This window comes from Candidatus Epulonipiscium viviparus, from assembly GCF_000171335.1.
GTDB lineage: Bacteria > Bacillota > Clostridia > Lachnospirales > Cellulosilyticaceae > Epulonipiscioides > Epulonipiscioides viviparus.
The window spans coordinates 1-16,137 of sequence record NZ_ABEQ01000076.3 but is presented as its reverse complement, the minus strand read 5'-3'; the positions used below and the strand labels follow the sequence as shown (position 1 = coordinate 16,137).

General features: G+C 47.3%; 12 protein-coding genes and 1 pseudogene. 10 read left to right on the top strand and 3 right to left on the bottom strand.

All coding sequences use genetic code 11. The features are described from left to right. Nucleotides 1-5,669: pseudogene (locus EPU_RS12290) on the bottom strand (hypothetical protein); the annotation flags it as partial. A 91-nt stretch (nt 5,670-5,760) separates the two neighbouring features. Then, on the bottom strand, nt 5,761-5,910 hold the full coding sequence (locus tag EPU_RS13715) for a hypothetical protein (protein WP_010169017.1): 150 nt from the start codon (nt 5,908-5,910) through the stop codon (nt 5,761-5,763). A 35-nt stretch (nt 5,911-5,945) separates the two neighbouring features. Between EPU_RS13715 and EPU_RS14195 the strand changes: the two genes are divergently transcribed. The 10 genes from EPU_RS14195 (at nt 5,946) to EPU_RS13670 (ending at nt 10,667) form a co-directional block, all read left to right on the top strand. Beyond that, the gene (locus EPU_RS14195) at nt 5,946-6,992 is read left to right on the top strand and encodes a hypothetical protein (protein ID WP_029488352.1); all 1,047 of its coding nucleotides are present in this window, start codon (nt 5,946-5,948) and stop codon (nt 6,990-6,992) included. A gap of 51 nt (nt 6,993-7,043) precedes the next feature. Continuing rightward, nucleotides 7,044-7,391 carry a hypothetical protein gene (locus EPU_RS10065; protein ID WP_156778361.1) on the top strand — a complete coding sequence of 116 codons (348 nt, stop codon included), beginning with the start codon at nt 7,044-7,046 and terminating at the stop codon, nt 7,389-7,391. Between the two features lie 156 nt (nt 7,392-7,547). Continuing rightward, nucleotides 7,548-8,093 (top strand): hypothetical protein, encoded by a 546-nt coding sequence (locus EPU_RS13705; protein ID WP_156778360.1) that lies wholly within the window; start codon nt 7,548-7,550, stop codon nt 8,091-8,093. A gap of 30 nt (nt 8,094-8,123) precedes the next feature. Then, a complete protein-coding gene (locus EPU_RS13700) occupies nt 8,124-8,273 on the top strand; it encodes a hypothetical protein (protein ID WP_156778359.1) in 150 nt (49 codons plus the stop codon). Between the two features lie 12 nt (nt 8,274-8,285). Then, on the top strand, nt 8,286-8,633 hold the full coding sequence (locus EPU_RS13695; RefSeq protein ID WP_198006420.1) for a hypothetical protein: 348 nt from the start codon (nt 8,286-8,288) through the stop codon (nt 8,631-8,633). A gap of 156 nt (nt 8,634-8,789) precedes the next feature. Continuing rightward, nucleotides 8,790-8,939 (top strand): hypothetical protein, encoded by a 150-nt coding sequence (locus EPU_RS13690; protein WP_156778432.1) that lies wholly within the window; start codon nt 8,790-8,792, stop codon nt 8,937-8,939. Between the two features lie 12 nt (nt 8,940-8,951). Further along, complete coding sequence (locus EPU_RS13685; protein ID WP_156778431.1) at nt 8,952-9,440, top strand: hypothetical protein; 489 nt, start codon at nt 8,952-8,954, stop codon at nt 9,438-9,440. 105 nt (nt 9,441-9,545) lie between these two features. Continuing rightward, nucleotides 9,546-10,106, top strand: a complete 561-nt coding sequence (locus EPU_RS13680) for a hypothetical protein (protein WP_156778430.1) — start codon at nt 9,546-9,548, stop codon at nt 10,104-10,106. Between the two features lie 51 nt (nt 10,107-10,157). Continuing rightward, nucleotides 10,158-10,487, top strand: coding sequence for a hypothetical protein (locus tag EPU_RS13675; protein WP_156778429.1), 330 nt, complete (start codon nt 10,158-10,160; stop codon nt 10,485-10,487). Between the two features lie 12 nt (nt 10,488-10,499). After that, nucleotides 10,500-10,667, top strand: a complete 168-nt coding sequence (locus tag EPU_RS13670) for a hypothetical protein (protein ID WP_156778428.1) — start codon at nt 10,500-10,502, stop codon at nt 10,665-10,667. Between the two features lie 64 nt (nt 10,668-10,731). On the opposite strand, the gene EPU_RS10035 is transcribed toward EPU_RS13670, so the two are convergent. Next, nucleotides 10,732-15,657 (bottom strand): hypothetical protein, encoded by a 4,926-nt coding sequence (locus EPU_RS10035; RefSeq protein ID WP_029488350.1) that lies wholly within the window; start codon nt 15,655-15,657, stop codon nt 10,732-10,734. Nucleotides 15,658-16,137: the final 480 nt, after the last annotated feature.

Here is a 16,137-nt window from a genome sequence, read left to right as displayed (position 1 = left end):
GCCACTGATGCGTATAATTCTTTCGCTCCGTATTGAGCGGTTCTCTCGAAGTTGGCGATGCTATTATTAAGTATCAGTTGCGCTTTGTCTAACGATGTTTCAGTTGCTAATGTATGCTTATATGCATTAACAGCGGCCTTGACAGCTGTCGTCGCTGCATTGAGCGCCGCTTGCGATGTCCAGCGATCTCCAGAATCTGGAATTAAATTGCCGTCTTTATCTTCTCCAGATACATCGGTTCCGAATGCTGTACTGACAACGATTCTGCCTTCATCTATAATTACGGCATTTTCATCTTGAGTCCCGTCTTCCAAATATGCTTTTTGGCCTATCAAAACTGTCGCGTAATTTATTCGTGCTAATAATTCGGCCTTGGCTGCATTAAGTTTAGTCAGCTCATCTGGATTTGCGGTGCCTGGTGATGGCTTGAACGCCGCTCCAAGACGCGCGTTAGTTGTAAGTTGTGCAACAAGATTTTTATTAAATATGGCAGATGCTTTTGCGGTGGTGGTTGTATTGTTTAATAATTTTTCGGTGTTCGTCAACGCTGCCTTCAAACCATTTAATTGTGCGGATGTTACCCAATATGTGTCTGTAGCTGTTGAAGCACCTTTGTTGTCGCTGGCTACAACTTCTTTGCCGTCTTTCATTAATAGAGCCTCGGTATTCACGTAACTATTGTATAGATCGATTTTCGCGTTATTCTCGATTTCTACATCTTTAACTTCTTTCGGTGCTTGATTTACTAACAATGCAAGTGCTTCTACTGCTTCGGCTTCTACGTCTTCGCCCGCATCTTCTACTACTTTTATCGCCGCTTTCAACGCATCGATGTATGTTTTCTCAAAGTATACAGCGTCACCAAATGCCTCTTCGATCTCGATCATAGATAGGCCATAAATAATTTTGCCATCGCCATCCTTTTCCTCCGTGTCAGCTGCTGTAAGAGCGGCTAGCGTAAGAACATCGAATCCACCTGGTAGCTCGCTGACTAACGCATCTCTATTGTCAATAGGGGCATCACCACTATTATCTACAGCACCGCCAGCTACTCCGTCAGCTCCATAGATAATTACTTTCGCCTTCGCAATCCAGTCACCAGCTGCAGCTTCATCAACAGCCTCTATTGTAGTTGGTACGAACTCCGTCACAACTTTAGTGAAATCTATTTGACTTGTAAAGTAGTCAGATTTTAATTTTCCTACAATATTGGTAGCTTCCGTTTTTTGATCTTCAGTTGCATCATCGCCGAATGCAATTATGAGGTTTTCTTCATTTTCTGCTGAAAGCTCAAGATCCCCTACTGCTGCTGCACCAGCCGCTTTAAGAGCCTTATCTGCATCAGTATCTCCTGTTGCAGCGAGGCCGGCTTCGATTGTATTGAGGGTATTTATGGTATTAGCATATTCGTATACTATATCTTCGTTAAGATCAGTTGCCAAATTGACTAATTCCTGTGCTTCGATGATAGCGTCTTTGAGATTTTTGAACATCGTTGGAGTTACCCAGTGTGTTGTAGTACCTGTTTCAAGTTTTTCCTCAGATGCTACGCCATTCTCATCGCATTCATAAATACCATCAAGTGAGAATACTAATGTAGCTCCCAATGTAATTTCTGTCGTTAAATCTACTTTGCCATTAGCAATTGTTAGTCCTGCGAATAAATCTCCTTTTGCGAACTCGTCACCAGCGGCATCTGTGAATGTGAATTTATCGCTTAATTCTGTTCCGGCGCCAATTAAAGCTTGAGCAGCAGTTGCGGCTGTGTTGAAAGCTGTTATATCGATATACGCTTTGGATGCCTCATCAAATTTCACTTTCTCTGCTGTCAACTTAGCTATAATGTTATCGAAGTATTTGCCATTCGAAGTAATCAATTTGTTGAGGTCCGCAAGGCTCTTGGTTTTTACTTCTTCTGCTGCTTGAACGGCCTCGATAAAGTTCTTGGATACTCTAGTATTTACATACTTCTTAGGAGCCGAACCATCAGTCGCACCAGTCTTATTCAACCCGTATGCCTTGTCTGTAACAGAGTTAATTACGCCAGTGGTATCGTCACTTACGTAGATGTTAGCTGGGAAGTATCCAATTATTGTATCGTCAGCATCGTCTTCTGGAGTACCATTATTATTCACAAATTTAGCTACAGTTACTTTGGTGTCATCAGCTGTGCCCGCCGCCACATATCCAAGATTATCACGTGAACTTTCATCTGCTGCCTCTGCCGCTTCAATGGTGTATAGCTCCTCAAGAGCCGTTTTGAATTCCTCTAATTTTGCTTCAACAGCCTCTGTTTTTACTGGCTCTTTAGCTGCCTTCTCGAAAGCCTCCTTAGCTGCATCGAGTTCTTTTTTCGCTTCTTCGAAGTAATCTTCACCATTCGCCGCCGCTGACAATATATTTGCTAGAACATCTTCGTTGAGCTTTAATTCGGCATATGGCGTCGTAGAGTCTGGATCGAATGGAGTTGCGGTACCTGCTTTCGTATCATCAGATGGAGTTGCGCTTCCTGCTACTACAAGATAAGCTTCGATCACACTATCTTCAACAACTTTCTCAGCGGCCACAATTGCTAAGTTATATGCCGATAGCGTCGCTTCATCAACCCATTTCTCTGGAGCTTCATCAACAGTCTCCCACTTGCCAGGATTACTACCGTCAATAGGGGTGTATTTCACAAATGTATAGCCACCATCTTTTGATACCATAAGATCTTTTGAATCTGGATCTATATAAACTGTTCCATCAGTATCCTTGCGGATTAGATCTCTAATTGAGCCATCTGCGGCTTCTGGCTTGGTAGAATCTTCCATATCAGCATCTATAGCTCCAACTAGAAGATCTCTTTGAGTGGTATATGACACAACTTCCTTCTTAGCATCTTCGAAAACTCCCACCGCTGTTTCAATTTTATTGACTATTGCTTCGATTTCGCCATTTAAGTATTTAGCAACTAAGTCGTCGTATAGATCTTCCGCATTCTTGATCACATCAGAGTGAACGTCTACTATAACTCCCCCTGGAGCGATAGTATCATTGCTAACCAACAACGCTACTGGGTCGATTGCTGCAAACAATGCATCAAGATCCGCTGGAGTTACGTAGCTCTCGATAGTATTCGTATCGATAAGTTTTTGATTCTGGATATCGCTATATGCATCAGATTTCGTGTTACCCTTCAATAATGTAAATCCGGCAGGTGCCTCGGTGAATACTTCACGAGTGATAGCGAAAATACCTTCGTTTGATAATACAGTTTTGCTAGTAACTGATGTTTCCTCCATATGTCTTTGATCGGAAATAACAGGAATGAGTTGTGCGCTAATCTCTTCAATGTTAAATGAAGGAAGGTATATATATGTCTTTATTTTACCTAATGCATCATAGATCTTCTTAACCTCTTCTTCGAAGTTGTCCTGGAGACCCTCTTTAGCGGCCGCATCATATGCCTCAATTGCCGCTTTCACCTCTTCGATTTTTGCTTCTAACTTCGGTATTGCGACTGGAGTAATAATTCCATTATCGTCAGCTTTAGTATTCTCTGTAAGTAATTCATGAGCACTCAATAATACTGCGGCAAGGGCATTGTGTTCTTCTACAGTTACCCAAGACTGTGCTTCAGGAATATCTACGCCATTAGTTGAAATATTAAAGAAGTCCGTTTTGGCAGTTATTGAAGTAGTGTCAAGATTAATCTTGATATCGCCAATTTCCGTTGAATCTTTGGCCACAACTTTTGTACCAGAATTATCTGTACCCACAGCTTTTTGGTTAACGAACACAGGATTAGTTCCATCTATCGTTACTGGTTTGTATATCTTATCAGTATCATCCCAAGTAGTATAGCCGAGGTGAGCTAAGTATTGCCCTAATGTATTTGCCACATTTTTCTGCTCCGCACCAGTGCCCATTTTAGCAAATTCTACCATTTCTTCCCCAAACGCCGCCATCTTCTCGGCTACAAGAGTGATTTTGGTATCCGCATCATAATCATTTTTAGCCGCCGCTGAAACTCCCGCACTGATTTCTGCACGGTATGCTTTATATTCGGCTTCAGTATCAACACCAGCTTCTCCGCCATTTTCTGTAATATCTTTACCATCATAAAGTTTCATCTCATCAACCATTGCTTTTACAGCTTTAAATTTTGCATTTGCTTCCGCCTTGGTGATGTACTTAAGAGGAACGTCTCCATTTACTGTTACGCCATCTAATTCAAAATTCTCAGTTACAAGATCATATGGATCATCAGTTACTACTGGAGCGATAAAGAATGTAGAGTCATCATCGAATCCCATCACATTTGCATCTACACTCAGAGTATCCGGCAGAGTATCCGAACTAGAGTGTGCCGCGATAGTAGTGGCCTCTGATTTTGCTACAGCCTTTCCATCAGCATCAGTGTATACATATATAATCCCCGTGGTGGAAGTTCCAAAGGTAGGTACAGCAGGGATGGTTCCACCAATAACCACGTCAGATTTCAATCCCGTCATCGCCAAGGCGATTTTGGTGTCTAACGCAAATGTATCTGGATCAGCAAGTTCGGCTGAACCTTTTTCAGCTGCAAGATATTCGCCATATGCATCTTCTAATGCCGCGATGGTTTCATCAATATTTTCAGCGGTTGTGTGATTCTCCTTGGTGCCAAGCATCTGTTCAATTTTGTAGACAGTCTCATCTGGTAGCAACGCTATAGCTTTTGCAGTAGATGCTAATGGAGCACCATTAATATCACTTACCTCATTTTTGAATTTATTATCAAAAGCAAAAGTTGAGAATGCTGAAGTTTCAGCATCTGGAGAATCTAATAATTGCACCGCCACACCGAATCCAGCTTTTGGATCAGAGAGAATTGTGGTATCTTTGTATACATTCATCAAAGTTTCAACAGCATCATCGAGAGCAGACTTCAATGCATTATAAGTTTCCTGCGTTACCCAGTAATTGTTTTCGGATACATCTGAGCCGTCTTTACTAATCGCAATTGATACCGCCGTTGTCGAAGTACTACCATTTACAGTTTTGGTGTTGTCTCCAAAATCGAATGGTTTTTCACTTGCAGTAGCCGCATTCACTGAAGCAAACTCAGAGAAATCCATATGAGCATCAACGTAATGAATCTCAGCTTTTAGCGTATCGATCAAAGTTTTGTATTCCGAACCTGCGCCCACTTCAATCTTCAGTTTCTTCACATTATCCGTAGTGTCCTCAATTATTGTTGTGAGAGACTTGAGGTGTTCCACCAATCCAGGATTAGCAGATTTAGAAATAGTTGTGGTGCTAAGCATTTTTTTCAACTCGGAAAACACATTGTCATCGTCCTCTAGCAAATCAATATACCCTTGATCTTTAGAAAACTCCAAACCTAATATGTCAGAAATATGCAACTCGGTAAACCTTAGTGCAGCATTTAAGTTAGCGTCGATCGCTAAGTCATCTATCTCTACATCTACCTCATCTGGGAAATCTGCAATATAGCCGATTATATTATCGGTAATTGTACTGACGCCGTCGACTGTTTTAGTTGCATCCGCAATTAACTTCCCAATAGAACCAGTTGGGTACGACGGAGTAGTTCCAAAAGCATCAATAGGTGCGATAGTAATAGCGCCGGTAGCCAATAAAGTAAAAGCCATTTGTTTACGATATTTTTTTAATAAAGACATAAAGTCATCTCCTTTTCAAATAGAACAAACTGATGCCATCCGCATCAAGAAAATTAAAAAAGCCATAGCAATACAAACACAAAGTACATCACTATGGCAAGAATAACGAGAGCCATAATTCTGTATCATCCGCGGCCGATACAGTCGCCGTTTCATTCAAAGTCAAATCATCATATGTATTCGTCGTTGTGTAGTCGATTGAAAGTAGTATTTTCGTATTGGTAATCATTGCCATTTTCATAACTAAGTCCCGAGCTATTATCGCCTCCTAAGCTGATGCCGCTTCCCGAGCTGATGCCGCTTCCCGAGCTGATGCCGCCTCCTGAGCCGATGCCGCCTCCTAAGCTGATGTTTCATCCTAAGTTGATGTCACCCCCTGAGCTGATGTCGCTTCCCGAGCTGATGTCTCTTCCTGAGCCGATGTTTCATCCTAAGTTGATGTCGCCCCCTAAGCTGATGCCGCTTCCCGAGCTATTATCTCATCCTAAGTTGATGTCACCTCCCGAGCCGATGTCGCCCCCTGAGCCGATGTCGCTTCCCAAGCTATTATCTCATCCTAAGTTGATGCCGCTTCCCGAGCTATTGTCGCATCCCGAGCTGATGTCTCTTCCTGAGCCGATGTTTCATCCTAAGTTGATGTCGCTTCCCGAGCTATTATCTCATCCTGAGTTGATGCCGCTTCCCGAGCTATTATCTCATCCTAAGTTGCTGTCGCCTCCCGAGCTGATGCCGCATCCTAAGCCGATGTCGCATCCCAAGCCGCTGTCACCTCCCGAGCTCTTATCGCCTCCCGAGCTATTGTCGCATCCCGAGCTATTATCTCATCCTAAGTTGCTGCCGCCCCCTGAGCTATTGTCGCATCCCGAGCTGATGTCGCATCCCGAGCTGATGCCACCTCCTGAGCCGATGTCGCTTCCCGAGCTGATGCCGCCTCCCGAGCTGATGTCGCCCCCTAAGTTGATGTCGCATCCTAAGTTGATGTCGCTTCCCGAGCTATTATCTCATCCTAAGCTGATGCTGCCTCCCGAGCTGCTGCCGCCCCCTGAGCCGATGTCGCCTCCCGAGCTCTTATCGCCTCCTAAGCTGATGCCGCTTCCCAAACTGATGTCGCATCCTGAGTTGATGCCGCTTCCCGAGTTGATGTCGCATCCTGAGCCGATGTCGCTTCCCGAGCCGATGTTGCCTCCCGAGCCGCTGTCGCCTCTCGAGTTGATGTTGTATCCCGAGCTATCATCTCATCCTAAGTTGATGTCGCCTCCCAAGCTGATGTCGCATCCTCAGTTGCTGTGTCGCCGATTGAAAATACTATTTTCGTATTGGTAATCATTGCCATTTCTGTAATCAAGCCCCGAGCTAATATCGTATCCTAAGCTGATGTCGCCCCCTGAGTTGATGTCGCATCCTGAGCCGATGCCGCTTCCCGAGCTGATGCCGCCTCCCGAGCTATTGCCGCCTCCCGAGCTCTTATCGCCTCCTAAGCTGATGCCGCCTCCTGAGCCGATGCCGCTTCCCGAGCTATTATCGCTTCCCGAGCTATTATCGCATCCCGAGCTGATGCCACCTCCCGAGCCGATGTCGCCTCCCGAGCTGATGCCGCCTCCTAAGCTGATGCTGCCTCCCGAGCCGATGTCACCTCCCGAGCCGATGCCGTATCCTGAGCCGATGTCGCTTCCCGAGCTATTGCCGCATCCCGAGCTGATGTCGCATCCTAAGCCGCTGTAGCCTCCCGAGCTATTATCGCCTCCCGAGCCGCTGTCGCCCCCTGAGCTGATGTCTCTTCCTGAGTTGCTGTCACCTCCCGAGCCGATGTCGCCTCCTAAGCTGATGCCGCTTCCCGAGCTATTATCGCTTCCTGAGCTATTGTAGCCTCCCGAGCTATTGTCGCATCCCGAGCTATTGTCGCATCCCGAGCTGATGTCGCTTCCCGAGCTATTGTCGCATCCCGAGCTATTGTCGCCTCCCGAGCTATTATCTCATCCTAAGCTGATGCCGCCTCCTAAGCTGATGTCGCCTCCTAAGCCGATGCCGCTTCCCGAGCCGATGTCGCCTCTTAAGCTGATGTCGCCTCCCGAGCTATTATCTCATCCTAAGTTGATGTCGCTTCCCAAGCTCTTATCGCCTCCCGAGCTGATGTCGCCTCCCGAGCTACTGTCACTTCTTGAGTTGATGTCGCCCCCTGAGTTGATGCCGCCTCCTAAGCTGATGCCGCTTCCTGAGTTGATGCCGCTTCCTGAGTTGATGCCGCTTCCCGAGCTATTGTCACATCCTGAGCCGATGCCGCTTCCTGAGTTGATGCCGCTTCCCAAGCTGATGTCACCTCCCGAGCTATTATCGCTTCCCGAGCTGATGCCGCTTCCTGAGCTATTATCGCTTCCCGAGCTATTGTCACCTCCCGAGCTGTTGCCGCCTCCCGAGCTATTGTAGCCTCCCGAACTATTATCTCATCCTAAGTTGATGTCACCCCCTGAGCTGATATCGCCTCCCGAGCCGCTGCCACCTCCCAAGCTATTATCTCATCCTAAGCTGATGTCGCCTCCTAAGCCGATGTCGCATCCTGAGCCGATGTCGCATCCTGAGCCGATGCCGCTTCCCGAGCTATTGTAGCCTCCCGAGCTGATGCCGCTTCCCGAGCTATTGCCGCCTCCCGAGCTGATGTCGCATCCTGAGCCGATGCCGCTTCCCGAGCCGATGCCGCCCCCCGAGCCGATGTCGCTTCCCGAGCTGATGTCTCTTCCTGAGTTGATGTCGCATCCTGAGCCGCTGTCACCCCCTAAGCTGATGCCGCTTCCCGAGCTGATGTCTCTTCCTGAGTTGATGTCGCCTCTCGAGTTGATGTCGCCTCCCAAGCTGATGCCGCTTCCCGAGCTGATGTCGCTTCCCGAGCCGCTGTCACCTCCCGAGCTGATGCCACCTCCTAAGCCGATGCCACCTCCCAAGCTGATGTCGCCCCCTGAGCTATTGTAGCCTCCCGAGCTGATGTCTCTTCCTGAGTTGATGCCGCCTCCCAAGCTGATGCTGCCTCCCGAGCTGATGTCGCATCCCGAGCTGTTACCGCATCCTGAGCTATTGTAGCCTCCCGAGCTATTATCTCATCCTGAGTTGCTGTCGCTTCCCGAGCTGATGCCGCATCCCGAGCCGATGTTGCCTCCCGAGCTCTTATCGCCTCCTAAGCTGATGTCGCTCCCTGAGTTGATGTCGCCCCCTGAGTTGATGTCGCATCCTGAGCTACTGCCGCCTCCCGAGCTATTATCGCTTCCCGAGCTATTGTAGCCTCCCGAGCCGATGTCGCATCCCGAGCTATTATCTCATCCTAAGTTGATGTCACCCCCTGAGCTGATGTCGCTTCCCGAGCTGATGTCTCTTCCTGAGCCGATGTTTCATCCTAAGTTGATGTCGCCTCCCGAGCTGATGTCGCTTCCCAAGCTATTGTCGCCTCCCGAGCCGCTGCCGCCTCCTAAGCTGATGTCGCCTCCCGAGCTGATGCCGCATCCTGAGCCGATGTCGCCCCCTAAGCTGATGTCGCCCCCCGAGCTGATGCCGCTTCCCAAGCTGATGTCGCCCCCTGAGCCGATGTTGCCTCCCGAGCTCTTATCGCTTCCCGAGCCGATGCCGCTTCCCAAGCTGATGTCACCTCCCGAGCCGCTGTCGCCCCCTGAGTTGATGCCGCTTCCCGAGCCGCTGTCACCTCMTAAGCCGCTGTCGCCTCCTGAGCTGATGTCGCTTCCTCGGTTGCTGTGTCGCCGATTGAAAATACTATTTTCGTATTGGTAATCATTGCCATTTCTATAATCAAGCCCCGAGCTAATATCGTATCCTAAGTTGATGTCGCCCCCCGAGCTGATGCCACATCCTGAGCTATTGTAGCCTCCCGAGCTGATGCCGCTTCCCAAGCTGATGTCGCCCCCTGAGCTATTGTCGCCTCCCGAGCTATTATCGCTTCCCGAGCCGCTGTTGCCTCCCGAGCTGATGTCGCATCCCGAGCTATTGTCGCCTCCCGAGCTATTGCCGCTTCCCGAGCCGATGCCGTATCCTGAGCTGATGCCGCCTCCCGAGCTATTATCTCATCCTAAGCCGATGTCGCATCCTGAGTTGATGTCGCCCCCCGAGCCGATGTCGCATCCCGAGCTCTTATCGCCTCCTAAGCTGATGCCGCTTCTCGAGCTATTGTCGCATCCCGAGCTATTATCGCTTCCCAAGCTGATGTCGCATCCCGAGCTATTATCTCATCCTAAGTTGATGCCGCCTCCTGAGCCGATGCCTCTTCCCAAGCTGATGTCGCCCCCCGAGCTATTGCCGCTTCCCGAGCTGATGTCGCCCCTTGAGCTGATATCGCATCCCGAGCCGCTGTCGCCCCCTGAGCTGATGCCGCTTCCCGAGCTGATGTCGCATCCTCAGTTGCTGTGTCGCCGATTGAAAATACTATTTTCGTATTGGTAATCATTGCCATTTCTGTAATCAAGCCCCGAGCTAATATCGTATCCTAAGTTGATGCCGCTTCCCAAGCTGATGTCGCCCCCTGAGTTGATGTCGCATCCTGAGTTGATGCCGCATCTTGAGTTGATGTCACCTCCAGAGCTGATGTTGTATCCCGAGCTATTATCTCATCCTAAGTTGATGTCGCCCCCTGAGCCGATGTCGCCTCCCGAGCTGATGTCGCCCCCTGAGCTGATGTCACCTCCCGAGTCGTTGCCGCTTCCCAAGCTGATGTCGCATCCTAAGTTGATGCCGCCTCCCAAGCTGATGCCGCCTCCTAAGCTGATGCCGCCTCCCGAGCTCTTATCGCCTCCTAAGCTGATGTCGCTTCCTGAGCTATTGTAGCCTCCCGAGCTAATGTTGCCTCCTAAGCTGATGCCGTATCCTGAGCTGATGTCTCATCCCGAGCTGATGCCGCTTCCTAAGCTGATGCCGCCTCCTGAGTTGCTGTCGCCCCCTGAGCTGATGTCGCTTCTGGAGCTATTATCGCCCCCCGAGCTATTGCTGCCTCGGAGGATGGTTTAGTATTTTGGACGGTTGCATCGGGTTAGGATTATCGATACAACCTGCTTTCTTTCTGCTTTCTTACTTACCCACGCTTAAAGAAATTTACTATTCTGCTCGCGATACTGTTTTTCGGTGCGTATTGATTTGTATTACTACTTGATTTTGCTGGTATTGTTGCTTTCGTGCTGAATGATTCGTCGAAGATTACTGTATAGAAATGGTTGCTATAGTCTTCGTCGCCGTTATGCCCGTCGGTGATGACTTCTTTGACGTTATCCAATTCGCTGATTGTTACACCTTCACTATACGGAATTCTTAACGCTATATTATAGCTAAATTTTCCATCTTCGTAGGCATCTGCAGCTGGTGCTGTACCTACGATTACACCTACATCAGTTCCTGGATCAGTAGCAGGTGCGAAAATGTTATCGACTGTCAGTTCATCTCCTTCCGCATCAAATTCTGATGATACTAAATAAACTTGGATGTCAGTATTAGCGATTAACGTAGTGATCGATGTTAAAATTCCACCAAGAACTGTAGCGTGATCGGTACCGTCTACTGGGGTTGCAAGTGTTGTAGATCTAGCTTTTTCAATTTTCTCTACCGCGGTCTTTAGATTAGACGTATCTGAAGTAGGCCACTCTGCTTTTGTGATCTCTGTTTCAAATGGTTCGTCGAAAATTATTGTATACGTATCTAAAGTTTCTGTGCTTCCGTCATCTTTTGGAACTTCTATAACTTTACTCTCGATATCATACTCAGATGCTATCGTCGCAATAATTGCTGGAGTGAAAGTACCAGCTGTATAAGGAATTTGTAATGCTACGTTGAATGCGAATACGCCATCCTCTTCATATGCATTCGCCCATCCAGTCGCGCTCGCGCTTTCGTTTACCGTTCCACCTGTGCCCACGAAAACATTACCAGTTGCCATTGCATTGTCTTCGTCCGCATCTGCTGAAATAATGGAAACCTTTATCTCTGAATTGCCTATCAATTTTGTTACTTGATCATGGATCGCTTCGGCCGCTAGTTTTGCATTCGCTGTTATTCTGTCATCATTCTCTAAAGTTTTGTCGGTGAGAATAGTTCCGTCGAGTACAAAGCTGTCTCTAGCGGAATCCAATCTGCTCGCCGCTGTTAACACATCTGCCTTCTCTATCATCGTCCACTTATACGCTTCTGTCGCAATGATGAATTCAAAATCTTCCACTGTTACATCAGCCACAGATCCTCCTGAAACTGACAACGTAATTGTTGCTGTACCCTCGCCTACTGTTCCTTCAGGCTCTTCGGACGTTCCAACTACCGGAGCTTCAATTGCAGTATCTGCTATTGCCACGGTGATTTCTTCCTTGATATATGCATTTTCAATAACTGCCTCGATTAATTCTTTCAGATAAGTTTCCGCCGCAGTTTTTGCCGCAGCCGCTTCTGCACTAGTATATGGAACGATCGGAAGCGCATCGCCGTTGGCCATAAGTGCCTCTACTGCTGCTTTCGCTTGCTCTAATGCTGTTCCCGCATATTTTGCTTTTGCAACTACTTGAGGTTTTGCTGCTCCATCTACTGTACCATTGGCGTGTGCCTTTCCAGAGAAAGTTTTGAACGCCTCGTTTAGAGTATATAATGTACTAGTTGTATCACCAGTAACTGTTGCTCCATCGGTTGAGCCCGCGGTTAATTTTTTCGCATCGTTTGGAGTTCCCTCAAGATCGTCGATCGCATCTTGAGCTGTTTCAATTGCGGTCACCATAACTTCGATGTTATCAGTAAGTGCGTAAAGCGTTCCTATTGCCAATTCGTATATGTCACCATCTTCAGTGAAGTTATCAAGGCTATCAACTTCGACGATCGATTCTACATATTCAGTCATCGTTGCTATGCTATTTGCTAACACAGATTTGGCTGTAGTCAGTGATGTCAATGTACCGTTCGCTCCGCCGATTGCTTCCTCATCCGCATTGGCGCCACCATTTGGTAATTTGTTTCCAGTTACATTKGTAAACTGAGTGATAGCGCTTTCGAGRTTAGCTGCTGCTACGGTGAACGTCGCATTTGCTCCCGGCTCGGTATATTTCGTCGCATATGCGGTAGTCGCTTCYTTGAGTACTGCCTCGATAAATACTAGCGGTGCCTCAGATTCTTCATCGCCGTCTGCTGTGTACTTGAAGCCGTCTACATCTTCTGTCGTTACCCACTTAAAGCTATCTGCCACGTCCGTGCCTTGCGCTTCGCTAGTTTTAGTTTCTGTTAACAGATTTGCCTCGTCGATTAATAKTTTTAACTCCACTTTTGCTTTCGCCGCATCTGCCGCTTCGAGCTCCGCATCGAGCTTACCGTCTTTCAATGCTTTTTCGGCTGTTTGCACTGTAGTTGTGAATGTTTTTACRATATTTTGTAATGCCGCGATGGTCGTTTTGCCTGTGCCTGTCGCTTCGCCAACTGTTTCGGTTGTGGTGTTGAAGATCGACGCTTGCGCTAACGTAATTTGATTTTTCAAAGCTGTAATCGTTGTAGCAGGCAGCCATTTGGAGTCGGTTGGAACGTCTAGGCCATTTGCGGATGTGAAAACTGGACTGCGTCTGTCCGCTCCGTAAAGGATCGCTTCTGCAGCTTTGATGAGCTCGTTGACGATATCCACTTGCTCGATAAGCGCATTGTTTTGGCCCGCAGAGTTTTTCGCGCTGGTGATCACTTTGTTGAGTGTAGTCACGGCGGTGTTCAAAAGTTTGTACTCGTTGTTCAGATTTAAAGTGGTTGACGTTGCTGTGTTAACTGCTGTTGCGGCACGATCGATCGCAGTTTTGAAGGCAGTGTAGTTGAGTTGWGGAATCCACGCGTAGAACGAKGACACGTCGCCACCATCTCCTGAGAGACTCAATTTCACCTGCGCATATAAATCGAGTGGGCCTGGAACCAACTCATCTTGTGACGATACGCCATCTTTAGCTAAGCCGATTACGCTATATGCCTGAGCYACAGCTTCGGACAATTGCTTGAGCGCTGCGCTATATGCGAGAGTTTCTGAATTAGGAGATCCAGCGGTTTTCGTCGCGGCTTCGAACGCCGTAGTTGCTGCGTCGAGAGTTTTTAATGCGGTAGTCARAGGTGTCGCGTTTGCGTTTGATGCGGTCATAAATTTATCGAGAACGGATTGAGCCGCGGTCACAGCGTTGGCATATTTTGTAACGTCGAGTGAAGTAACCCATTTTGCGTTTGCCGGTACGTCGACGCCATYGACTTTGGCAGTAACGTGGATCTCGCCAGCTCCAGTAGTTCCGTATTCCATTCCAGTTTGGCCATCTTCGCTGGTGTACGTATTGCTAGGTGCAGCAACTCCTGGAAGATATTTCAAGTTGTTGATTGYTTTATTGGCCKYATTGATAGCCTCTCGTAGAGACGCCGTTTCGATAGCATCAGTTCCGAGTAATAACGCTGGAACAATATCWKCTTTAATATCGCCGTTGATGTTTCGGCCGTAGAATAACTCGAACGCGGATTGCATTTCGGTGAGAGCCGCGATTGCCACATCRAGAGTTGCTCTCGCATCAGGGGTGTCAGGGCTAGCAAATTTGTCAACGAAAGTGTTAGCTTTAGTAGCGGCACTGGYGATAGTCGACTTAGCGGTGGCGGTGGTCCATAACGCGCTCGCTGGAACATCGGATCCGAATGCGGAGCTGACCAAAATATCTTCCACTGCAGGCACCTGGATTATAAGATCAGTATCTATCTTATAAGCAAAGTTACCGTTCTCGACGTAAGAAATATATTTTCTGAGTGTCGCAACAATTTTGTCATAAGATTCTTTGGTACCGAATTGAGCTGTCGTCTTGAATGTCTCGGTAGCAGTTGTAATTTTGGTAATGGCAGCCTCGAGTTTTGCAAGAGTAGCTTGAGGAGATGTGAGCTCCTCGAGCGCATCATCGATAGCGGTGGTCATAACTTTTCTTACTGCAGAAGAAGTCCACTTAGTTCCGCYAGTTGGTATAAGGCTAGTTCCTGTTGTCGTGCCGCTTACATTTGTRCCGTTCGCATCGCTCACTACGATTTCATCGCCGGTGCCTGAATCCGATGTTAATTTACCAGCTTCATCATAGATTTTAGATCCAACAAGAGGTGCGGCAGCGTTGATAGCTTTGAGTAAATCAACTTTCGCTTGATCGAGAGCTTTGATATTAGCCGCGGTAGCCGTACCAGGTTTAGGAACGAAAGCGTTAGATGCGGAAGTCAGAGTTTTAAGCGCGGTGCTCACATCGGAGGTGTTCGCCGTTTTATCGAGTTCGATAGCCGCCGCCTCGATAGCAGAATCAAGTTTTTCTTTAGCAGCCGGGGTAACCCAATATTCGTGGCTAAGAACATCAGCGCCAGCGACTCCACTTGTGGTCACAGCTGAACCGTTAGCATCTTTGAGTTTCGCAGTTGCAGTAACGTAAGCATTGTAGAGATCAACTTTGGCTGAAGATTGTAGATCGATAATAGCGGTGTTCTGCGATTTTGCATTCACGAGCTCAGCCAATGTAGCCACTTGCTCAGCAGTAGCTTTATCGGCTGGTATCGCATCGATAGCCGCGAGCAATTTATCTGCATAATCTTGGGTGAAATATTGATTAGTAACGCTAGGAACTTCGGTCATAAATGCAGTGATCTCATCGTCTGATATTCCTGCAACACCGTCTGTAGCTGCAATAACATCTAGTGCGGCTTTTTTGAGAACGTCTACCCCACCTTTTTCAGCGCTGACATACGCATCGGCGTCGGTTCCGCCAAATTCCCCATTTTCACCGTAGAGAATTTTCTTCGCTTCAGCCAGCCAATGCGTTTTGCCAGTATCATCGAAAGCTTTAGAACCCTCAATTTTGGTTGGTGTGAATGCTTTGATCGCTTCGGCTAAGTTACTATTAGTATATTCTGTATCGAAGTACTTTGCATCACCGATATAACCTTCGACAGAATCGTTTTCTAAGGCAGCTGCCTCATCCACTATTGTTTGTGCCGCGATCATGGCCTCTCTTAAGGTTTTGAACATATCCGGTGTTACCCAGTAATTGTCTTTTTCTAATACAGCACTAGTTTTTTTGCCATCTTCGCCATATACATATATACCGTCTGTAGAAAGTTTTACTGTAGCGCCTAGCTCGATTTTGTTGATGTCGATTTTTTGATTATCAGTATCACTAGAGTCAATAATACCTGTGTTAAATGCAGCCTCCGCGGTAAGATCAGAATCGCCTCCACCTGCTGCTTGGAACTTAAATGTAGCTGCGTTTAATTTACCAGTATCTATTAATTCGTCTTGAACTGATTTATAAGCTGTTGTATAATCCGTAGCTTTATGGGCTGTCGTACCTTCCTCATACGCCTTCGCCGCGGCCTTGAGATCTGCTATAGCGTTGGTGAAGTACTTGTTATCTTTATTGATTTCGCCAAGTGCTCCTCTTTAGTTTTACTGTCTTCGAATGTCAAAATTTCTTTGTACTCTGCG

What these genes read in the sequence shown, in the direction of transcription:
- EPU_RS13715 (WP_010169017.1), bottom strand. Translation starts at nt 5,910, where the DNA reads ATGAAAATGGCAATGATTACCAATACGAAAATACTACTTTCAATCGAC.
- EPU_RS14195 (WP_029488352.1), top strand. Translation starts at nt 5,946, where the DNA reads ATGCCGCTTCCCGAGCTGATGCCGCTTCCCGAGCTGATGCCGCCTCCT.
- EPU_RS10065 (WP_156778361.1), top strand. Translation starts at nt 7,044, where the DNA reads ATGTCGCCCCCTGAGTTGATGTCGCATCCTGAGCCGATGCCGCTTCCC.
- EPU_RS13700 (WP_156778359.1), top strand. Translation starts at nt 8,124, where the DNA reads ATGTCACCCCCTGAGCTGATATCGCCTCCCGAGCCGCTGCCACCTCCC.
- EPU_RS13695 (WP_198006420.1), top strand. Translation starts at nt 8,286, where the DNA reads ATGCCGCTTCCCGAGCTATTGCCGCCTCCCGAGCTGATGTCGCATCCT.
- EPU_RS13690 (WP_156778432.1), top strand. Translation starts at nt 8,790, where the DNA reads ATGCCGCATCCCGAGCCGATGTTGCCTCCCGAGCTCTTATCGCCTCCT.
- EPU_RS13680 (WP_156778430.1), top strand. Translation starts at nt 9,546, where the DNA reads ATGCCGCTTCCCAAGCTGATGTCGCCCCCTGAGCTATTGTCGCCTCCC.
- EPU_RS13675 (WP_156778429.1), top strand. Translation starts at nt 10,158, where the DNA reads ATGCCGCTTCCCAAGCTGATGTCGCCCCCTGAGTTGATGTCGCATCCT.
- EPU_RS13670 (WP_156778428.1), top strand. Translation starts at nt 10,500, where the DNA reads ATGTTGCCTCCTAAGCTGATGCCGTATCCTGAGCTGATGTCTCATCCC.